A 20,725-nucleotide genomic window follows, 5' to 3' on the forward strand; every position below is an offset into this window, starting at 1 on the left:
GGGACTTTTTAGAGGGTTTGGATTTTTAATTTTCTTTCGGTGTCGGAAAGTTTTTGGAATTGGACTTCGATTTTTTGCCAGTTCATGGGGAGATATTCGTAGTCCAGGCGATTGGCCCATTCGATGATGATCAATGATTTTTGCTGACTGAAAAGATCCCAGAAGCCTGAGCTTTCAAGGTCGTCGTCGTCTTTAAGACGATAGAGATCTAAGTGATCCAAGGCTTGGCCTTGTTGATTTTCATAACGTAAGTGAATCGCAAAAGACGGAGATTGAACATCTCGCATTCCTAAAATCTCTGCAATCAGTTGGACGGAGGTGGTTTTACCAGCTCCGACATCACCGCTCATTAATAAAATGCAGCGATCTTTGAGGGCTGGCAAAACTTCTTTCCAGAACTCTTTAAGTTCAGCAAGGTTTCTCACTGTTCTTTCCGAGTTTAAAACTTCAGACATTACTTTAAAATCTTTCGCATCTTGCGCACAGATTCTTGGAGGCCGTCTTCAAGAGCGTAACAAATCAAAGAATGACCGATATTCACTTCCTGAAGGAAAGGAAGTTTATTGATCAACTTTGAGTGATGATAATCAAGACCGTGGCCGGCGTGAACATTCAAACCTAAATAGTTCGCCCACACAGCAGCATCTACCAAGCGCTTCCACTCTTTTTCTTTTTTCGCGCCTGTGAGCAGGACCCATTTTCCTGTGTGCAGTTCAACAGCATCCGCACCGATTTCATAAGACGCTTCAACTTGTTCAATGGAAGGCTCAATGAACATGGAGATTTCAATCCCGATACGCCCTAGTTTTTCAACCATCGGCGCCATTTTCTTAAAGCCTTTCTTTACATCAAGGCCACCTTCTGTTGTTAGCTCCGCTCTTTTTTCAGGAACAAAGCACACCCAGTCAGGACGATACTTCTTCGCGAATTTTACCATCTGCGCGGTCGCAGCCATCTCTAAATTAAGAGGCACCGGACATACCTTAGAAAGTACTTTAAGATCTTCTAACTGAATATGGCGGCGATCTTCACGCAAATGAATCGTGATTTGTTCTGCGCCACCTTTAACCGAGGCTTTCACTGCGTCGACAAGATTAGGATAAGGCGTAGTTCCGCCTCTCACTTGGCGAAGAGTTGCCACGTGATCTACATTCACACCCAAACGAATTTTATGTTTCATACTATGATAACTCTTTTTCTAAGAAGGAGGCGATCTCTTCAGCAAACTGACTGATTTGTGTTTTATTAGAACCTTCCACCAAAACACGAATCACGGGTTCTGTTCCTGAGAAACGCACAAAGACGCGGCCTTCGCCGCCTAATTTCTTTTCAATACTTGCAATCAAACTGTCGTAGCCCGCAATCTCATGAAGCTCTGTACGACGTTTTACACGGCAATTGATAAGCACTTGAGGCATGTCTTCAAACACGCGGTTCAACTCGCTCATCTTTTTACCGGTCTGTTTCATCACTGCAAGAACACTCAAAGCCGCGATACAGCCGTCACCCGTCGTAGTGTGATCTAAGAAAATAATATGGCCGGATTGTTCGCCGCCCAGGTTGTAACCATTTTTTCTCATCTCATCGACGACGTACTTATCACCAACGCCTGTTTTCACAAGCTTAATGCCAGCTTCGTTCATGCGTTTTTCAAGACCGAAGTTCGACATTTGCGTCGCCACCAAGGTGTTCCCCTTAAGAAGACCGCGCTCTTTCATATGAAGCGCACAGATCGCAAGAATACGGTCTCCGTTTACGATCTCCCCTTTTTCATCCACCATGATCACGCGATCGGCGTCACCATCAAGACTGATTCCGACATCCGCGCGATACTGAATCACAGCTTCAGAAAGTTTTTGTGGATACAAAGCACCGACCTTGTCGTTGATGTTCGTTCCATTGGGATCATCACCCAGCTGAATCACTTCGGCACCCAACTCTTGAAATACCGAAGGAGCTACTTTGTAAGAAGCACCATTTGCCGTATCTAGAACGATACGCATTCCATCTAGCGTGTACTCTAAAGGGAAAGTGCCCTTCACATAAACAATGTAGCGACCTTGGGAGTCTTCGATGCGCTTTGTGCGACCGATGTCTTTGCTTGGCGGAAGAAACTCTGTCAGATCTTCTTCAAGTACCAGGCGTTCGATTTCTTTTTCCATCGTATCGGAGATTTTAAAACCATCCGGACCGAAAACTTTAATTCCATTATCATGGAAAGGATTGTGAGATGCAGAGATAACAATACCTGCCGCCGCTCTCATCGTGCGAGTTAAATACCCGATACCCGGAGTTGGAAGTGGACCCACCAATTGAACGAACACGCCCATAGAGTTTAAACCACTCGCTAGAGCTTGCTCGATCATGTATCCAGAAAGACGCGTGTCTTTACCGATAACCACTTTACGAGGCGTCACTGCCGGAGAACCGTGAGTTTCTTTTTGTAAGAGATACCCGATAGCCTGCCCGATTTTAACCACCATATCCGGTGTCATGGGCCACTGATTCGCAGTACCGCGAATACCGTCGGTACCAAAAAGCTTTGCTTTCTTTTCCACTTTACTGACCTTTTTGTTCGTCATTTGTCTGACCTCTCACTGGAACCACTTCGGCTTGAATCTGATTAGGCCGCACGCCGAGGATTCTTACGCCCAGGGGCACTTCTATCTTATTCAAAGGGATGTCCACATAAACCACCCCTTCACCCTTTTGTGAAATATCAAGTGTGATAGCTTGAGATAGGGAACTCTCCAAGAATTTTTTCAGGGAGGAACGCGGCCCAGAAACTTTTACTTTGATGTGGTCTGTTGTCTGCGCTACGACCTGCGTCCCCGGAGCCGTGATCAACTCAACATCAATGTTCTTGCTAAGGACGAAGTCCCGGCGGCCCAAAATGGTCAGCCACAAGATCAAAGAGATAAAAAGCGCGACCACTTTATAGCTGAAATTTTCAGTGACGATATTGGACCAACGGCGCTTCACAGAACCTCCCCTTGTTGAGAGAAGGCTTTGTATTTAAGGCCGAAGGTTTCATAAAGAGCCTTGCGGATATCGCCCAATTCGACATTCGGGCTTAAGTGACCACCTTGTACAATACCGATCGATTTATTTTCTTCAGAAACCACAAACACCAAGGCGTCTGTTTCTTCGGTTAAACCAATCGCAGCACGGTGACGTGTGCCCAGGTTTTTATCTAAAGCTGGATTTTTACTTAAAGGCAAAAAGCATCCGGCAGAATGAAGTTTCCCATTTCGAATAAGAACAGCCCCATCATGCATGGGGCTTTCAGGATGGAAGATGGAAGCCAGTAGCTCAGCTGAGACTTTAGAATCCATTTCCGTTCCGAACTCGATGTGATAGTCGATCACGATTTCACGCTCGACAACAACCAAGGCACCAAAACCTTTTTGTGCGGTTAAGATGATACCCTTAGCAATCTCTTCAATGATTTGCGTTTCTTGAATCGTCGAGGCGTCATTAAAGAAAGGATTGCTTCCAATGTGCGCTAAAGCACGGCGAATCTCGCCTTGGAAAAGGACGACCACGATCACGAAAAGATTTGAAAAGAATTTTTCTAAGATCCAATTAAACGTAAAAAGTTCTAGCCAAATACTCAGGATGTACCCGATGGCTAGAACTCCAAGACCGGAAAGCATTTGGATGGTGCCGGTTCTTTTGATCAGAACCAGGATCCGGTAAACCACCATCCACACTAGAAGCATATCGACAGCATCTTGCACGCGCAGATGCTGGACGATAAATATCAAGTTGTCGACAAACTGTTGCAACATCAAGATGCCTCTAAATTATTAAAACGTTCTACCAAAACTCTTCGCGCGGATACTAGATAGTCACGGGGCCCGTGTTACCTACAGGGTCAGATCCCGAAGAATCTTTTTTACCTGCAGTCACGACAGCGCCTAAGCCGCCACCATCTCTTTTGTTGTTACGGTATTTTTCAATCTCCGCAACAGCTGCACCGTTCACGAGCATTTCTACTTCATGACCGTCGATAGTTTCGTACTCAAGAAGGGCATTCGCCAATCTTTCCAGAGCGTCTTTGTAATCCGTCAGGATACGAACCGCGATCGAGTATCCTTCGTTGATGATCTTAGAAACTTCCGCGTCGATCTCTTGCGCTTTTGATTCAGAGTAATCTTTATGCGTGTGACCGTATTGCATTCCTAGGAACACCGGACCTTCACGTTTTTCAAAAGCCAAAGGACCTAACTTACTCATACCCCATTGGCAAACCATGTGGCGAGCTAAGTCTGTCGCGCGCTCAATATCATTACCCGCGCCCGTTGTGATGTCTTTAAAGATCACTTCTTCTGCGGCACGACCGCCGAACAAGAAGGCGATCATGTTTTCAGCTTTTTGCTTAGACAAAGACACGCTTTCTTTTTCTGGCAATGTCTGAGTCACACCCAACGCCATACCGCGAGGGATGATCGTGACTTTATGAATTGGATCAAGACCTGTTAGTTTTTTACCAACAAGCGTATGCCCTGCTTCATGGTAAGCGGTAACGCGTTTATCTTCGTCAGAGATAACCATGGATCTTCTTTCAGAACCCATGATGACTTTGTCTTTCGCTTTTTCAAAGTCTTCCATATCCAAATATTTTTTATCGGTACGAGCTGCGATCAACGCCGCTTCGTTCACCAAGTTCTCTAGGTCAGCACCCGAGAAGCCCGGAGTCCCACGAGCAATCTTAGAAGGTTCTACGTCAGGACCCAATGGAGTCTTACGCATGTGAACCGTTAGGATTTGCTCACGACCTTTAAGGTCTGGCTTATTCACAACGACACGGCGGTCGAAACGACCCGGACGAAGAAGAGCAGGATCGAGAACGTCAGGACGGTTCGTCGCTGCGATCAAGATAACACCTTCAGAAGATTCAAAGCCATCCATCTCAACAAGAAGCTGATTCAGAGTTTGCTCACGTTCGTCGTGACCACCACCCATACCAGCACCACGATGACGTCCTACCGCATCGATCTCGTCGATGAAGATCAAACATGGAGCATTCTTTTTACCTTGTTCAAACAAGTCACGAACACGGCTCGCACCCACACCCACGAACATCTCGACGAAGTCAGATCCCGAGATTGTGAAGAATGGCACGCCCGCTTCACCCGCAACTGCACGAGCAAGCAATGTTTTACCTGTTCCCGGAGGACCTACTAGCAAAACACCTTTAGGAATACGACCACCTAATTTTGTGTATTTTTTTGGATCTTTTAAGAAGCTGACGATTTCTTGTAAATCTTCTTTAGCCTCATCCACACCTGCAACTTCTTTGAACGTCACACGGTTTTTATGTTCCGTCAGAAGGCGCGCACGGCTTTTGCCGAACGACATAGCTTTACCACCGCCGACTTGAATCTGGCGCATGATGAACAAGAACATCGCGACGATTAAAATCAATGGCAACCAGTTCACAATCAAAGATTGGAAGAAACCACCGTTGTCAGCACGTTCGTAGTTTGGAGTAATACCGTTTGCTTGAAGAAATTTATAACCCTCATCTTGAGTGTTACCAATAATGGCAAAGTGAGTTCCACTATATTTCTTTTCAAATTCAGGTTTCATTTCACCGACAATTTCACTTGTATCCTGACGGAAAGTGACAGTCGCAACTTCTCCAGCCTTCACAGCCTCTGTGAATTTCGAGAAGTTAAAATCAGCAATCACTTTTTGGTGCTTACTCTCATAGGCCTGAAACAGAAAGACAGCCATAATGATGAGGAAGAACCAGAGTGCTAGCGTTTTTTGAGTAGAGCGCATTTCAGTTCCTTTCAAACGAGGTCTAAAGTCACCCTCAAGGGTAACACGGTTTAAGGGTCACAAACACCTCTCAAATCAGGACTGGACCTTAATTTGCTCTGCGTTAACTTCCCAGTGGCATCCGCCGACTTTGAATGTGATCACTTTTTGTGACTTGTCTAGGCGCTTTTGTATTTCTTCGAGATGAGACTGCGAAAAGTCTTTTTTCCCTAGAGCAAATAAATATTGCGCTAGCAGTCGTTTTTGTTCGAAGGGGCTTAATGTGAGATAAAAACCTCGAGATAAGCCCTGTGTCTTATAAGCCTCATTTTGACTCAAAAGATCTCCCCAGGCGCGATTTTCCATCTCAAGCGCAATCGTTTCTAATGAGCGCGCCAACGAAGAAGTCGCTCCTCGAGAGCGTTTCTCCAGCGCCTTTAGCCACTCTTCACGAATCCAATTGCGCAGAGGGTCCAGCTTGTCATTGCTAGGATCTTCAAAAACACGCAGTTTTTCTTCGCGTAAATATTTTTTTAATTCTCGTTTTGTGACTTCCAAAAAGGGACGAAACTTGTCGTCTTTTAGGACATGCATGGCGTGAAATCCTTGGGACCCCGTACCTCGTATCAAACGCAAAAGCCGAGTTTCCAAAAGATCATCGCGATGATGTCCTGTAGCAAGAATTTGAAAGCCTTGTTCTTTCATCAAGCGACTCAAAGCTTCGTAACGCAGTTCGCGATATTCAGCTTCGGACTTCGCCAACACAGAGGATTTCAGAGGGAAAAATTCTACGCCCAGTTTGGCGCAAAGTTTTTCGCAGAACACTTGGGCTTCTTTGCGATATTCTTGATTGGAGTCTTCGCCGTGATGAAAATAGCAAGCGCCCAAAAGATCTTTTTTATGAATTTTTGAGAACACACGCAACAGCGCTACTGAATCCGTTCCACCAGAAAGAGCCACCAAAATCTTTTTCTCATTCAGCGAGTGCGTTTTTACCAACTTCCACACGTGATGATCTAAATCTTGCTTGGCTCTTTTCAGTTTCACTTTTACTCCCCGGCCACCGCCACTGTTTTGATATTCACAAATTCCAGAATACCAAAGTGACCCAATTCTCTTCCGTAGCCGGACTCTTTCACACCTCCGAAAGGAATGCGCGGGTCTGACTTCACATAATCATTCACTACGACAAATCCTGCCTGCAACTCTTTTTCGACAAGCTCTTTGCCTTTTTTTAAGTCACTGGTGAACAAACCTCCACCCAATCCATAAGGAGACGAGTTTGCAAAATCCAACGCCTCCTGTGTGCTTTTTGCAATAATGATCGAAGCCACGGGCCCGAACACTTCTTCCGCGTGCAACTCAGGATGATTCTTTTCAAAAACAACAACTGTCGCGGGATAATAAGCTCCCTCACCTTGCGGCGCTGTGCCACCCAGAACGATTTTTCCGCCCCAAGATTTCAATTTTTCAACCTGTTCGATAATCGTTTTTTGAAACTTTTTACTCGCCAACGGAGCAATCTCTGCCGCCTTCATTTCGTTCACAAAATACTGAATAAAATCCTTCGCGATTTTTTCATGCACGATAAATCTTTTACCTGCCACACAGCTTTGACCACAGTTGACGAGCCTTGCTTTCACACAAGTTTTTGCGGCCATTTCGACGTCGGCATCTTCTAGAACCAGATAAGCATCACTGCCTCCCAACTCTAGAACAATCTTTTTTAAATTTTTGGCTGCTTCGGTCGCGACCGATCGTCCGCCATTAGAACTTCCCGTGAAGGTCACGCCACGCACATTTTTATCCGCGATGACTTTAGCTGCGACTTCGTGGTCCACTTGGATGTTTCTTAAAAGTTTATAGTCAGAAGTAAGATCAGAAAAAATCTGTCCCACCATCGCCGCAGTTCCTGCCGTCAAGTCGGCGTGTTTTAGTAAAATCACATTCCCTGCCATCAAAGCCGGCGCTGCAAAACGAATCGTCTGCCACAGCGGAAAATTCCAAGGCATGATACTAAAAACAACCCCCAACGGTTGAAAACTCACTTCAGCAAATTTATAAGGTGATGAAGGAGCAACTTGATTTTTCAGCATCTGGGCCGCTTCCTTCGCGTAGTACTCACACGTCACCGCGCACTTTTCCACTTCCGCTTTTCCTTCGGCGATCAGCTTTCCCATCTCGGCATTCATCAGTTGCGCGAGTTCTGTTTTATGCTGACGAAGACTTTGCGCTAATTTATTTAAAACAACGGCTCGCTCTTCAAACGAAGTTTTGCGCCACTTGCTGAAATCTTCACACGCCGCTTGAATGGCTTTTTGTGATTCTTCCCAAGATGTGTGTTGATATGTTTTTAGAGTTTCGCCTGTGGCTGGATTGACTGTGGAAAATGTGTTCATGGCAGACCTCCATCAGCAAGGCTGCCATAGAATTTTCGTTTTTAGGAGAACTAAAGAGCTGTAAATACTTGGGTGAACGAATAAACGAGGCCCAACAAAAAAGCGCCGGTCATAGAGCCCCAGGCCATTGATTTATAGAATTTGCCAAGCTGCATTGCCGCACGCGCATAAGGTCTTTCGGAAGCTAAGAGCGGAATGGGTTTCACCACCGTTCGAATGAACTGGTGACAACATAAACAAAAAAGCACGACTGAAATGACACTTAAGATTTCGTTTTCCATGCCCTCCTTGTCGGAGGAAAAACGTCTCAACTTGAGATCAACCTTGGTCGAGTTCTTTAGGGACAAACTTTATAGATTCCGCGCACGACGCCAGACCGCGGCCCCATCGCTTGCCGTTTATTCGTGCGAAGTACCCGCGTAGACTCTTGATCTTTTTCCTGCCACTGCAACATCTCGGGAGTCACTAGCGTCGCTTTAAACGAAGCGTAGCCTCCGTTATAACCATTGGACGTTACCCAGCGATATTCACAGTAAACATCAAACGACTCACTGGTATCTAAATCTTCTTCACCTAAACCACTGGATGCTGAAACTGTGCCGCAAGAATCGATAATCTTTGCGCGATCCGGAGATCCAGAAAGAGTTTTGATGATCTGCTGAGTTTGTAACGGACGAAGCGGGTAAGCCAGTGAGGATTCATCAAAAGTAATTTCAAAAACGCCTTTGTATTCGTCAGGATTTCCTGTGGGATAAATATCTTTGAACGTGATGCTTTTTACTTTAATGCTAGAGCCCGGAAGACTGTCGCCTGCTTTCGCAACAATCGCAGAAGAGTTATTCACACCTTGACGAAGTTCTTTTAAATTCAAAACTGTCTCTGAAGGTTTCGCTGCGGTCGGCGAAGCAGCCACGTCGATCACGCGGCCTTTTAGCTGCCACGAACACACTTCCGTTTTCGTCAGCTGTGCGAGCATAAGATTTTTCAGTTCGATGACTTCTTGTTTCTGACGGAGCGAGCGCACTTCTTTTTGCTGCGCTTGAAACATTGAAGCCACCATCACCAACATGATACTGCCAATCGCCACCGCGACCAGCATTTCGATCAGACTTAATCCCGCAGAATTCAATTTCTTCGTCATTAAGTGGGATCGGAATCTTTAGAAGTGTTTTCTTTTTTAATGATATCGATTTCAGCCGTGATTTTGAATTTATGAGTCTCGGCAAACTTCGAGGCCTCTTTCACGAAATCGATTTTTTGAATGATGCCTAAGATTTCTTTCGTCACGCGATTGGTGACTTCTTCTTTAGACTTATTGGCACCTTGAATAAGAAGATTTAAAGCCTCTTTCGGAAGTTTCAGTTCAGAGACGTAAGCACGCAAGCTTTCTTCGGTCATGAACGCCGCACTGACCCCGGCTGTAAAAACTTTTTTTACAGTGTCACCCAGAAGACCTTTAAGGTCTCCCGAGGCGTTGTCCTTATCGTCTTTTCTATTTGAATCATCAGACGCCATAAAGCTGTTTCACTCGCTTGTGATAGCTGCTAATCATATTCGGAAGGTTTACGCTGACCAAGGCATTTGCAATAGGACCGGGAACAAACATGCTGAAAGTCGCTTCGACAGAATAAGTCGCGCGCGTTTTGCCAGCTTCGTTTTCTAATTTCCAAGATCCTACAGACGTTTTAAAAATATCTCCGGACGCAAATTCCCACGTGATACTGGTCGGTGCATTTTCAGTCATCCAAAGGCTGTATTTAAAGGACTTCATCACTTGCACGTTGTATTCAACAAGCTTGCGATTGCCCTCAGACTTCAGAACTTTGCACTGTTTTACCTCTGGTAAAAACTCGTGGTATTTTTCATAGTCGGCGATGATTTTATAAAATTGCTCGGGAGTACAATTGAAAACTTCGGTGGTTGATGCTTTTGCCATAAAATAAGTGTGTCTTTGCAACGACTCTCAAGTCAACGCCGACCTAGACCACGAATGATTATGTTACAACAACCTAAGACTTTTTAAATAGAGCTTCGGCCGCAGCCTTTAAAGCAGCCGCCTTATCAATACCGCCGCCACTGCCTTTGCGCGGAGTAAAGTAGTCACAAAAGTTCGCTCGATCTTTTTCGCGAACCACATCCGCTTGTGGCTCACGACATTCATTATAAACTTTGGGATCGTAGTATTCGCAATTCTTGCACACGTGAACATCCGCTCGACAATGAGGGCACTCTTCGCGACGTCCGATGACTCCCGCAAAAGCCATCTCTTTATTGCAATTAAAGCAGAACAGCTTTCCTTCCATTATTGAGGCTTCTTATTTAAAACGTGATGAGCTTCAATATTACGGATGGTGCCCGTTGCCGAACGCATGACGATAGAATGAGTCTTTGCTTGTCCGCCTGGCATGAAACGAACACCTTTTAAAAGAGATCCGTCCGTCACACCTGTCGCGATAAACATCACAGGGCCTGAAGCCAATTCATCAATCGTAAATTTCTTTTCTAGATCCGCAACACCCATACGTTTTGCGCGCGCTTTTTCTTCATCATTTCTAAATTTCAAACGACCTTGGAAGTCTCCGCCCAAGCATTGCATGGCCGCTGCGGAAATCACGCCTTCTGGCGCGCCACCAATACCTAAAAGCAAATCAATCCCCGTGTCATTCCATCCTGTAGAGACGGCAGCCGAAACGTCACCGTCACCGATCAAGTTGATGCGAGCGCCCGTTGCGCGCGCTTCAGCAATTAATTTTTCATGGCGAGGGCGATTCAAAATAACCACAGTCATTTCGCTCACGGACTTACCTAGGGCTTTCGCGACGGCTTTGATATTTTCGGTTGCTGACTTATCGATGTCGATGTGACCTTTCGCACCAGGACCGCAAGCGATTTTATCCATGTAAGTGTCAGGTGCATGCAGGAACTTCCCTTGTTCTGCAACCGCGATAACAGAAATAGACCCTGGACCGCCTGTTGCACAGATTGTTGTTCCTTCTAAAGGATCTAAAGCGATATCTAGTTTTGGAGAATCTTCAGTCTTATGACCGACTTTTTCGCCAATATAAAGCATGGGTGCTTCGTCACGCTCACCTTCACCGATAACAACTGTGCCATCCATACGGATGTGATCGAAGGCTTTTCTCATGGCATCGACGGCGGCTTTATCAGCGGTTTTTTCTTCGCCACGTCCCACCCATGTTGCTGACGCTAAAGCTGCTGCCTCGGTTACACGTACGAATTCTAAAGCCAGGTTTCTGTCCATGAGTCACTCTCCGCCGCGGCCTTCATTTCAGCCGACAGTCTTTGTAGTTTTAAGTCCGGTCCTAATGCTACATGCACGGTCTTCGCAAGCGAACAAATTTCTTTATTACGTCCCCGCAAGCGATACTGCAAAACAATGCGATTGCCTTCAGTTCGACCCTGCACTTCAATTTCTAAATCATCGCCAAAAAAAGTCGGCTTTATATGCCGAACCTGGGTCTCGTAAACAGCAAACTGACTTGCCGACCCCGGCTTCTGATAATCCAAAAGACCCTTCGCATGCGCCCACCCTACCCGCGCTTCTTCATAAAAACGCAAATAGTTGCTATGGTGAACAATCCCCATAAGGTCTGTTTCATAAAACTGCACTTTGTGACGATGAATAAACATTGATTATTTCTAGTCTAAACGGTTAGTTTTAGTCAACCGGCGGACGCCGGCAGAGCCGAAGCGCCTTGGCGCGCAGGCTGAAGCAGCATCAGGGCCGCGAGGCCGCAGAGCGAAGGGCCCTCGGCCCGTAGCTGAAGCAGAAGCATCAACAAAGGACGATATGACAGCAACCGAGTTTCAAAAAAATCTTCCGATGAGAATCACCCTCAGTCGTATCTTCGCTGTGCCCGTTATTGTGGCAATGATGTGGCCCGACACTCTCACTTGGAATATCGCAGCTGCCGTGTTTTTCATTCTAGCTTCGATCACAGATTACTACGATGGTTACTACGCTCGTAAGTACAACGCTGTTAGCAATTTCGGTAAATTCATGGACCCGATTGCCGACAAAATTCTTGTGACAAGTGTCTTAGCCATGCTTCTAGCTCAAGGTAAAATCGATGCCTGGATGGTCATTATTATTTTGGCGCGTGACAACTTTATCGGAGGCATCCGCTCCGTTGCTGCGGCAGATCAAATCATTATCGCCGCCAAACCTGCCGGAAAATGGAAAACGGCCATGCAAATGGTGGCCATCCCTATTGTAATTATTGGAAATTTGGAGCCTTACTTGCCCTATTTGGACAAAATTGGCTACGGCGTCTTGTGGATCAGCGTCATTTTGAGTATAACCAGCGGTATCGAATACTACTTAGGTTATCTTAAAAGCCGGAAGGCTTAATGGACGGTTATGCTTTTGCATTTATCACCTAGCAATTGGTTCTTCATTTTCTTAGCTCTTTTGCTATCGAGCTATTTGAAGATTGCTTCGGCTAAAACGCAAAAGCCCGTTTCTTTCGCCAGTTCCTCTTTCAGTTCCATCCTGCGCTAATTAGTGAGCATCCACGACCTTGTTTGTCTTCTCTTTAAACTTTAAGAAGTAAAGAGGGATGAACGACAAAGAAAAGATCAACATCATTAAGAACATCAACTGAGTAAAGCTCAGCATAAAGACTTGATTCTGAATCCGTCCGTAAAGACTTCGCAAAGCAGCCTCGGATCCCGTGGCCATCCCTAAGCCTTCACTCATTTTAACTCCCAATCCGGAAGCTGAAGAGTAGTAGGCATTCTGCGTTTGCGGATTTAGCAATGACACCTTCCCCGCCAGATCCAGATAGTTTTGATGACTGTTCTTAGTTAAAAGCGTGCCGATAAGAGCAATCCCTACACTTCCACCAATTTGCCGAGCCAGATTCAACAAGCCGGAAACTTGCCCCATCTCGACACCTTTAAACTGGCTTAAGATGGAAGAGTTGATAGGCACAAATAAGAAGGCCATTCCGAATCCGCGCACAAACATCATGTTTAGCACATCTCGCTCTGAAGACTGCGGTGATAAACGTGTCATCAATAGCAAACAAATCTCTAAAGAAACCAAACCGATAAAAATTAAAATCTTCGGATTCGTCCCTTTAAACATCTGTCGTCCCACGAAAGGCATGATGGCCGCCGTTAATAAGGATCCGGGGATAAAGAGCATTCCCGTTTGAGTTGCATCCAAATGCAATGTTCGCCCCACAAAAATAGGCAAGATAAAGACGACGCCATAAAGGAAGAATCCCACCATCGCCATCAACATCACACCGTTACTAACTAACGGCTTTAAGAAAAGGCGCACATTGATGATCGGATTTTTCACGCGCAATTCCCACCATACAAAGAGTGGCAAGCTGACCACGGCGATGATCGTATTAAACACGATCATACGTGAAGCAAACCAATCTTCGGCTTCGCCGCGCTCTAAGACAAATTGCAGACATCCAATACCTAACACCAAAAAGGTCAGACCCCAGATATCAAGCTCTTGTTTTTCCTGATGCTGCCCTTCTTCTTTCGGGCGATTGAAAATCACGGCAGCACCAATGAAGAACGCGATCAAACCCAAAGGAAGATTGATATTGAAAATAGATCTCCAACCGAAATTGTCCGTCAAATATCCACCCATCGTGGGACCGAGTGTGGGACCAATCATCACACTCATCCCGAAGATCGCACCCGCGATCCCTGCTTTTTCTTTCGGGAATTGTTCATAGATTAAAGTCTGCGATGTGGGAAGAAGAGCTCCGCCCGCCAACCCTTGAAGGATACGGAAGATGGTGAGTGTCTCTAAATTCGGCGCAAGACCACAGGCGACGGACGTGCCTGTAAAAAGAAGAATACATCCCAGAAAGTAAGTCCTGCGACCAATGCGTTCCCCCAACCAAGCAGAGACCGGTAAGACAATGGCATTGGCGATCGCGTAGCCCGTGATCACCATACTGATGTCTTCCAACGTAGCCCCTAAGTTCCCCATCATAGAGGGCAAAGCCACGTTCACGATCGAGGCGTCGATGATTTCTAAAAGCGAAGCCATCACCGCCACGACTATAATCAGTACGGATTCCTTTTTCATAAAAAACGACCTTAGTGCTTATGCACCTTTACGAAAGCTGATAGACCCGCTTTTAAAGCTTCGACTTCTTCAGCCGTCACATTTTCAAATCTGATTTTTACAGGAACGCGCTGAACGACCTTAGTAAAGTTTCCGGTGGCGTTGTCTGGAGGAAGCAGTGTGAAGGTAGCACCCGTCGCAGAACTAATCGACTCGACCACTCCCACAAAACTGCGTCCCGAGATCGCATCCACATCGATATTCACGCGTTTACCGGGTTGGACTCCTTCGATTTCTGTTTCTTTGAAGTTTGCTGTCACCCATCTTTCACCCGCATCGACGAAGCCGACTAAGGGAACTCCAGGTGCTGCCAACTGACCCACCTCAACCGACTTTTTTGCAATGAAACCATCGGAAGGAGCTTTGATTTTTGTATTTTCAAAATTCAATTCAGCTTGAGCCACTTGTGCCGAAAGAGCTTCGAACTTGGCCTTCGCCTCTGCAAAGGCGGTGGAAGCGGCGTCGTATTGTTGTTGCGAAACGACACCTTTCGAGAAAAGCTCCGACAGACGTCTTTGGTTCTTTTCTAAATCCCGTTTACGGGCCTCTAAAGATGAAAGCTCCCCTTTCATCTGACGAAGAGTGTTTTGATAATCACGCTCATCCAGCTCGATCAGCAAATCACCCTTCTTCACACGCAAACCTTCCGTGACATGCACTGCCTTCACATAACCGCCGACCTTCGCGGCGATCATCACGGAGTGAGCTTCCACCTGCGCGTTGTCCGTTGTCACAAACATAAAATGTTCGTACACGAAATAGAGCGCGCCCAACACTGCTATGGCACCGATACCTGATAAAATCTTTTTCTTCTTATCCATTTTCAACCTCAATTAAAATCAACCAATTTTTGACCCGTGCTCAGCTCAAGATTCACAAGAGCTTCAATCGCCCCGATTTGCGCATTCACCGCACCGGCTTTTGCTCGATAAAGTTCCGCTTCGGCATCAAGAACATCTGTATTCGTTCTTGCTCCCACTTTTTGTCCTTCACGGGATAAACGAACGCTTTCTTCAGACTTCGCGATGTCGTTTTGACGAGCTTCAAAAACCGCGCAGTAGTACAAATATTTGCGCTTCCAGAAATCGAAGTCGCGTTTGGCTTTAAGCTCCGCCTGGCGAAGAGTTTTTTCTGCTTGATATTTTTGTTCGATGCTTTGTTTAGAGCGCGAAATCGAAGTCATGCCATCAAAGATATTCCAGGTCAGACTGATGCCGTATTGCCAAGCATCGCGGAAGCCATTTTCGTAGTCATCGAAACGGTCATTGCGGTTGTTGTAATACTGATACTGTCCAATCAAAGCCAGACGAGGCACCCAATATTTTTCCGCTGAATCTTCTTGATAACGAAACCCTTCCGCCTTTTGACGAAGAGATTGAAGATCTTTTCGCTCGTTCGAGTTAAACTCGGTCACTTTGGCAACCAATTCCGGTTTTAGTCGAGGCAGTGCCCCTTCAACTTCAGGAACATCTTGGTCTTTCCCCAAAGCTTCACTCAGGCGGGCGCGTGCGACTTCCACATTGTCAGTGGCATTAAGAAGTTCCGACTGTGCTTCACTCATTTGAACTTCCACACGCAAAACATCATAATTTGTCGATGTCCCGACTTTTTTAAATAGACGAACATCTTTAAGATGATCATTAAGTGCACGCACATTCTGTTCAGCGACGGCTTTTAATTCTTTAGCAGCTAGAGCTTTATAAAAAAGAACCACGACTTCACGCTCTACCTGAAAGCGAGTCCAATCATAATCGTTCTTTGCCGAATCTTCAAAAGCTCCAGCACTCAGATAACGGTTGGTACTGGAAAAGCCATCAAAGAGAGACCATTGCGCAGTCAGGTAAAGGTTTGTGGTCGGCACGACCTGGGGAATGGTCAGTGGAGTGTTGTTCATATTTACATCCACCAAGGCATATTTCTTATCAAAGAGATAACTGGCATTGGCCGACAAGGTCGGTAAAAAGCCAGAGTAAGTCTCGGTCTTTTTCCAGCTGCTTTCCTTATATTGGGATTCGGATTTTTGGACTTTCGGTGATTGAGTCAGGGCCTCGGTCACCGCCTCACCGAGGTTCAAGACTTGAGAGTGAGATTCTAGAGAAACGAACAAGATTAAAGAAGAGAAGATCCATTTAAGATGATTCATAAGCCACCTAACTATGTAATGGTTGTAACACAAAACCGTTTGCGTCGCAAACCATTTGTGTTACTATCAATTGAGTATTAAAAACCACACCCCTTGGTTTTCGATTGGAGGTCGACTTTGAAAAAGAATGAGGCAGGCTCAATTCCCGCATGTTATAACGGCGTACACCCTGCGCTAAAGGCCTCGTTTGGCTATTCTTTCATCAAAGCGGCCATGAAGTTTCGTACTATGCTCTCACAGGAACTAGAGAAGCATAAACTTGTGACTGCGCATATTGGGATTTTAAAGCTTCTTAGTCTCAATGGCCCAGCAAGCCAAATCGCCCTGGGTCAGGATATGGGCGTCGACAAAGCGTCCATGGTGAAATTCTTGGATGGACTAGAAAAGATGAAGTGGGTTCGCCGAGTTCCAGACAAAGTTGACCGACGCATTAAGCTTGTGGAAATCACCTCAAAAGGCGCCGAGGGATTAAAGAAAGTATTGGATGTACATTCGACCGTCACCAACGAGTTTCTAAGTCCGCTATCTGCCAAGGAACGCCAGACTCTTCATGAGATGCTGAATAAGCTCACTTAACTTATTGATAGGATTTCAAGATTTTCCGCAACAGCCATTGCGCTGAATAGTCTGAATAGCTTTCTCGAAGCTTTCTGGACTGATAGATGACTTTTTCGACAGAGCACACTTTGTTTGCACTGAATCCATACTTAAATCTACAGCATCGAGTGTGGGATAAATTCGTTTATAGAAATCAAACTCCAAATTCGACATCACCAAGTAATCGATGCGGCCCTTCAAAATCTTTTGAATATTGCTTTCGTTGGTTGGTGCATCTTCACGCAGGATCTGTTTCTTTGCAAAATATGGATCTAGATTTTGATAGATGAAATTTAAAACAGTCCCGACACGTGCGCCATAAAGATCGCTGATGCTTTTGATGGGCTTGCTATCGATGTGGACAATAAGGTTGCGACTTTCATAGAGGTCGTCACTCCAGTACACATCATCCTTAATCGCCGGTTGCCAAACTTCGTTCAGATGACAAAGAACATCTATACTGCCCTGTTTCAGATTTTCGGCGACACGTATTTTCGGCAGAAGAATAAACTGAGGTTCACGCTTAAGTTCTTTGGCCAAAGCTTCACCAAGATCTTTAAGGACCCCCTCTTGCAAAACCTGCCCTTGCGGCAATCGGGTCACTCCCAATAATGGCATCGCATAGTTGGAGTTCACGCCATAACGAAGCACCTGTTTTTCTTTTGCAAAAACACAGCAAGAAAAAAGAACGACTGATAGAATCACACCCAACTTCATATTCACGCCTGAGACTATAGAGTATGACTTCTATGTCACCGAAAAAGACGAAACAGTGCCGACTTTCTTTAAGTCTTATTGTTTGCGCACAACTGGAACCGAAAGAGTCCCATCAATTACCCATCCAAGATGGGGTCAAACCCATGGAGATTTTTACAACAAATGGAACAGCGTAAATTGTTTATTTCATGAAGGAATTTCATTCTAACGGAAGTACATGGAACACTCTGGAACAATATGGAGGGGGTTTTCCAGTCTATGAGTGACACTCGGATAATTCCCGTCTACACCCTCGCTCATGGCAAAACACCACTATCGAGACTATATCCTAAAAGAACTTGAACGTAGACAAAGAAAGAACCCTTCCTACTCTCTTCGCGCTTATGCTCGCGACCTTGAGGTTCCCTGTTCACGACTGAGTGAAATCCTTAATGGCAAAGTGGGTCTTTCAGAATCCCGCGCTATGAACTTAGCGGTGAAGCTGAACTTAGCTCCCTCAGAAAAAGACTTCTTCGTCGATTTGGCTCTTTCTGAACACGCCCGCAGTGCGGTCCTTCGTGAGATGGCCTTGAAGCGTGTGCAAGCTCGCGAAGAAGCTTTTGAAAAAATCGGCGAAGATCAATTTGCGATTATTTCTGACTGGTATCACACGGCTATTGCTGAACTTTTGAATCTGGATCAATTCGTGGCGACACCTGAAAATATGTCACAGCGCCTAGGCCTTACTGTAGATACAGTGGAAAAGGCTTTAGAGCGTTTGCAAAACGTGGGTCTGGTTACAAAAACGGCGGAAGGTGTTTGGACTTCTAGCAACAACAAATACTCTTCAAGTTATGCGGGCTCTTCTGAAGCCGCTCGTGCTTTCTACAATCAAATGCAAAGCAAGGCGTCCGAGGCCATGGTACCTAACAGTGGAAAACGCTGGGATATGGGCTGCACATTAGTGCCGACAAATCGCGATAAAGCGAAAGAAATCTCTCAGAAAATTCGCGCTTTCCGTCTAGAGATCATGCAAGAACTGCAAAACTCTGAAAGCAAGAATTCACTTTTTGCACTGGCTACAAGCTTCTTTGAAATCACAGAACAACAGTCCTCTTAGTTTCAGCAAGACTTAATGAATAAAACTAAAACGCCACAATGCACTTGCTTGTGGCGTTTTTTATTTTTAGGCCTTTAGATTGCATTTTAGTCTCGACATGAAAAAACACGTCTCAACGCTCCTATATTTCATCTTAGGTTTCTGCTTTGTTTTCTTTACAGGCTTGTCCACGACTTATGCAAAACCGAAACGGGGTGAAAAGCCGGCTCCGATTTCTTCTGTAAATAACCCTTTGGAAATAGTGAAGCCTTTTAGCAATCTGACGGCCGATTTTTACGATTTTGTTTTACGCTACAACGGCCGCCTGATACCCGGCAAAGATCTGCAACCCTGGCTAACAAAAATCCAAAATTCGGCAGAAGACTATTTCAACTCTATAGGCGTTCAATACGAAATCCAGATGGTCAAAAGAGAAGATTTGGAGTTTCAAGGAAGCTTTATCGAAAAACTCTCTTACCCTCTTTTCATAATTTCGGGTGTTTCTGAAGCGCGCGAAAGCAATGGGCAGTTTTTTGAAAAGGTTCTTTCAGACAGCCGCCTGCAAAATTTGAAGTTGGTTTTTGATCCTTTCTTGCCTCTTTGGAGTGGCCCGATTCAAGGCTTCTTTGAACCCAGTTCAAATTCACTTTACTTCAGCGTAACCGCACTTTCTTATCGCACTGGAGGCTTAGGAGACACCTTAGAGCACGAGCTTCGGCATGTCCTTGAAAATGAAAGCCTGCTTAAGGGAAGCCTCACCCTCGCCGCTATTACTCTGATGGCGGATCAACGAACGCCCGAAGTTTATTCCGACTTCTTACGTCTAGACGAAATTGAAACGCATCTTTTAGATATCGAATTTCTGACTGAAAAATCACCCCAGTTAGAAGAAAATGTTTTAGATAAAGGATCTTTAAAGCGCCTTCGAGAAGAGCGAAACAAAAATCTGGAATTTAAAAAAGAAACCGTCCAAAGACTTCTTAAAAACTCTTTGAGATATCTTTCTAAGTTAAGAGAAAACATCAGCACCATCGCGATGAACTGTCGAGCCGATGACCTCTTGCCGCTGCGGGTGTGCAAAACATCTGGGATCACCGGCGAAAGCTATGATCGAGTCGAGATTCGTTTTCCCGCGACGCCTGGGACCGATCTGCAAAAAATGAAAGAGCTCCTGGATTGGTCCCTTCAAAGACTTTTGCTTTATCAGCACTCCCTTTAGCCCTTACCTTTAGTAAGAATTTCATAGAGTCTTTCAGACTGCCGGTGCGTCTTTAATTTTAGCGACGCACTATTTTTTCAATATTCCTGAATTAATAATTTGTTTCGTAGGATGCATTGTATTCTCCGCACTCAGTTAGAGTATTAGAACACTCACTAAGGAGATTTATATGATCCGCTTTATGCAATCTTTCGCATTTTTGATGTTAGTGGTTTTTGGAGTTCAAAGTGCTTCAGCTCGCCAACTGGAACTTCCCCTTCAACATCCCGATGAAATTTTAGTGAAAGCTACTGTCTTTTCTAAAAACATCGAGCGCACTAGCTTTCAAAAACTTCCAAAGAAAATTCAAAAGACCGCATCTGAAATTGAAATCCCTTGGGAATTGGGAGATGGTTATTACGATACTCAGGCAAAGGTTATCTATCGCGTCTTTGACCCGGCGACAAAAGCCACAGTAGGATACATTTTTGCGGAATTCATTACCTACACCGAAGATCCAGAAGCCTACATCGTCGGTGCCTACGTCAATGCAGAAGGCCGTCGCATCGGAAAGTTAACATACATGGAATACTACTATGGAGATCGCGAGAATTGGATCGACAGCGTGCCTGAAGATTTCCGCGAACAGATGACTGAGGAAGATTAAGTTAACCGGTATTTGGGGTTCTTCCCACTTAACTAG

General features: G+C 45.3%; 24 protein-coding genes. 5 read left to right on the forward strand and 19 right to left on the reverse strand.

Annotation, left to right across the window (positions count from 1 at the left end):
• Positions 1-8: 8 nt before the first annotated feature.
• The 15 genes from tsaE to AZI85_RS14130 all read right to left on the reverse strand — a co-directional run bounded on the left by tsaE (position 9) and on the right by AZI85_RS14130 (position 11,819).
• Positions 9-455 (reverse strand): tRNA (adenosine(37)-N6)-threonylcarbamoyltransferase complex ATPase subunit type 1 TsaE, encoded by a 447-nt coding sequence (tsaE, locus tag AZI85_RS14060; RefSeq protein WP_063244652.1) that lies wholly within the window; start codon positions 453-455, stop codon positions 9-11.
• Positions 455-1,180: a pyridoxine 5'-phosphate synthase gene (locus AZI85_RS14065; RefSeq protein WP_063207515.1), complete on the reverse strand. Its 726-nt coding sequence runs from the start codon at positions 1,178-1,180 to the stop codon at positions 455-457. The genes tsaE and AZI85_RS14065 overlap by 1 nt, the downstream gene beginning before the upstream one ends.
• 1 nt (position 1,181) lies before the next feature.
• Positions 1,182-2,558 carry a phosphoglucosamine mutase gene (gene glmM / locus AZI85_RS14070; RefSeq protein ID WP_081111028.1) on the reverse strand — a complete coding sequence of 459 codons (1,377 nt, stop codon included), beginning with the start codon at positions 2,556-2,558 and terminating at the stop codon, positions 1,182-1,184.
• A gap of 1 nt (position 2,559) precedes the next feature.
• The gene (locus AZI85_RS14075) at positions 2,560-2,982 is read right to left on the reverse strand and encodes a hypothetical protein (RefSeq protein WP_063244653.1); all 423 of its coding nucleotides are present in this window, start codon (positions 2,980-2,982) and stop codon (positions 2,560-2,562) included.
• The gene (cdaA, locus tag AZI85_RS14080; protein WP_063207521.1) at positions 2,979-3,791 is read right to left on the reverse strand and encodes a diadenylate cyclase CdaA; all 813 of its coding nucleotides are present in this window, start codon (positions 3,789-3,791) and stop codon (positions 2,979-2,981) included. Before cdaA ends, AZI85_RS14075 begins: the two co-directional genes overlap by 4 nt.
• A gap of 52 nt (positions 3,792-3,843) precedes the next feature.
• Positions 3,844-5,790, reverse strand: coding sequence for an ATP-dependent zinc metalloprotease FtsH (gene ftsH / locus AZI85_RS14085; RefSeq protein WP_063244654.1), 1,947 nt, complete (start codon positions 5,788-5,790; stop codon positions 3,844-3,846).
• A gap of 75 nt (positions 5,791-5,865) precedes the next feature.
• Positions 5,866-6,816: a tRNA lysidine(34) synthetase TilS gene (gene tilS, locus AZI85_RS14090; RefSeq protein ID WP_063244655.1), complete on the reverse strand. Its 951-nt coding sequence runs from the start codon at positions 6,814-6,816 to the stop codon at positions 5,866-5,868.
• A 2-nt stretch (positions 6,817-6,818) separates the two neighbouring features.
• The gene (locus tag AZI85_RS14095; RefSeq protein ID WP_063244656.1) at positions 6,819-8,168 is read right to left on the reverse strand and encodes an NAD-dependent succinate-semialdehyde dehydrogenase; all 1,350 of its coding nucleotides are present in this window, start codon (positions 8,166-8,168) and stop codon (positions 6,819-6,821) included.
• A 50-nt stretch (positions 8,169-8,218) separates the two neighbouring features.
• On the reverse strand, positions 8,219-8,449 hold the full coding sequence (locus AZI85_RS14100) for a hypothetical protein (RefSeq protein WP_253721001.1): 231 nt from the start codon (positions 8,447-8,449) through the stop codon (positions 8,219-8,221).
• Between the two features lie 56 nt (positions 8,450-8,505).
• Positions 8,506-9,309: a PulJ/GspJ family protein gene (locus AZI85_RS14105; RefSeq protein ID WP_063244658.1), complete on the reverse strand. Its 804-nt coding sequence runs from the start codon at positions 9,307-9,309 to the stop codon at positions 8,506-8,508.
• A complete protein-coding gene (locus tag AZI85_RS14110; protein ID WP_063244659.1) occupies positions 9,309-9,683 on the reverse strand; it encodes a hypothetical protein in 375 nt (124 codons plus the stop codon). Before AZI85_RS14110 ends, AZI85_RS14105 begins: the two co-directional genes overlap by 1 nt.
• Complete coding sequence (locus tag AZI85_RS14115; RefSeq protein WP_063207540.1) at positions 9,673-10,104, reverse strand: type II toxin-antitoxin system RatA family toxin; 432 nt, start codon at positions 10,102-10,104, stop codon at positions 9,673-9,675. Before AZI85_RS14115 ends, AZI85_RS14110 begins: the two co-directional genes overlap by 11 nt.
• Positions 10,105-10,177: 73 nt before the next feature.
• A complete protein-coding gene (locus AZI85_RS14120; protein ID WP_063244660.1) occupies positions 10,178-10,471 on the reverse strand; it encodes a hypothetical protein in 294 nt (97 codons plus the stop codon).
• Positions 10,471-11,430 carry a class II fructose-bisphosphatase gene (glpX, locus tag AZI85_RS14125; protein WP_063244661.1) on the reverse strand — a complete coding sequence of 320 codons (960 nt, stop codon included), beginning with the start codon at positions 11,428-11,430 and terminating at the stop codon, positions 10,471-10,473. The genes AZI85_RS14120 and glpX overlap by 1 nt, the downstream gene beginning before the upstream one ends.
• Complete coding sequence (locus AZI85_RS14130) at positions 11,409-11,819, reverse strand: acyl-CoA thioesterase (protein WP_063207549.1); 411 nt, start codon at positions 11,817-11,819, stop codon at positions 11,409-11,411. Before AZI85_RS14130 ends, glpX begins: the two co-directional genes overlap by 22 nt.
• A gap of 160 nt (positions 11,820-11,979) precedes the next feature.
• Between AZI85_RS14130 and pgsA the strand changes: the two genes are divergently transcribed.
• Positions 11,980-12,540 carry a CDP-diacylglycerol--glycerol-3-phosphate 3-phosphatidyltransferase gene (pgsA, locus tag AZI85_RS14135; RefSeq protein ID WP_063244662.1) on the forward strand — a complete coding sequence of 187 codons (561 nt, stop codon included), beginning with the start codon at positions 11,980-11,982 and terminating at the stop codon, positions 12,538-12,540.
• Positions 12,541-12,690: 150 nt separating this feature from the next.
• On the opposite strand, the gene AZI85_RS14140 is transcribed toward pgsA, so the two are convergent.
• The 3 genes from AZI85_RS14140 to AZI85_RS14150 are packed head-to-tail and all read right to left on the reverse strand — an operon-like array spanning position 12,691 to position 16,432.
• Positions 12,691-14,250, reverse strand: coding sequence for a DHA2 family efflux MFS transporter permease subunit (locus tag AZI85_RS14140; RefSeq protein WP_063244663.1), 1,560 nt, complete (start codon positions 14,248-14,250; stop codon positions 12,691-12,693).
• A gap of 11 nt (positions 14,251-14,261) precedes the next feature.
• The gene (locus AZI85_RS14145; RefSeq protein ID WP_063244664.1) at positions 14,262-15,110 is read right to left on the reverse strand and encodes an HlyD family secretion protein; all 849 of its coding nucleotides are present in this window, start codon (positions 15,108-15,110) and stop codon (positions 14,262-14,264) included.
• 8 nt (positions 15,111-15,118) lie between these two features.
• A complete protein-coding gene (locus tag AZI85_RS14150) occupies positions 15,119-16,432 on the reverse strand; it encodes a TolC family protein (RefSeq protein ID WP_063244665.1) in 1,314 nt (437 codons plus the stop codon).
• A gap of 117 nt (positions 16,433-16,549) precedes the next feature.
• Here AZI85_RS14150 and AZI85_RS14155 point away from each other — a divergent pair, with 117 nt between their 5' ends.
• Positions 16,550-17,008 carry a MarR family winged helix-turn-helix transcriptional regulator gene (locus AZI85_RS14155; protein WP_063244666.1) on the forward strand — a complete coding sequence of 153 codons (459 nt, stop codon included), beginning with the start codon at positions 16,550-16,552 and terminating at the stop codon, positions 17,006-17,008.
• Between the two features lie 15 nt (positions 17,009-17,023).
• On the opposite strand, the gene AZI85_RS14160 is transcribed toward AZI85_RS14155, so the two are convergent.
• On the reverse strand, positions 17,024-17,746 hold the full coding sequence (locus AZI85_RS14160; protein WP_253721002.1) for a substrate-binding periplasmic protein: 723 nt from the start codon (positions 17,744-17,746) through the stop codon (positions 17,024-17,026).
• A 298-nt stretch (positions 17,747-18,044) separates the two neighbouring features.
• Between AZI85_RS14160 and AZI85_RS14165 the strand changes: the two genes are divergently transcribed.
• The 3 genes from AZI85_RS14165 (at position 18,045) to AZI85_RS14175 (ending at position 20,689) form a co-directional block, all read left to right on the forward strand.
• Complete coding sequence (locus AZI85_RS14165; RefSeq protein WP_063244667.1) at positions 18,045-18,845, forward strand: TIGR02147 family protein; 801 nt, start codon at positions 18,045-18,047, stop codon at positions 18,843-18,845.
• 97 nt (positions 18,846-18,942) lie between these two features.
• Positions 18,943-20,043, forward strand: a complete 1,101-nt coding sequence (locus AZI85_RS14170; RefSeq protein WP_063244668.1) for a hypothetical protein — start codon at positions 18,943-18,945, stop codon at positions 20,041-20,043.
• A gap of 169 nt (positions 20,044-20,212) precedes the next feature.
• Positions 20,213-20,689: a hypothetical protein gene (locus tag AZI85_RS14175; protein WP_063244669.1), complete on the forward strand. Its 477-nt coding sequence runs from the start codon at positions 20,213-20,215 to the stop codon at positions 20,687-20,689.
• The last annotated feature ends 36 nt before the right edge of the window (positions 20,690-20,725 follow it).

This window comes from Bdellovibrio bacteriovorus (assembly GCF_001592755.1).
GTDB lineage: Bacteria > Bdellovibrionota > Bdellovibrionia > Bdellovibrionales > Bdellovibrionaceae > Bdellovibrio > Bdellovibrio bacteriovorus_E.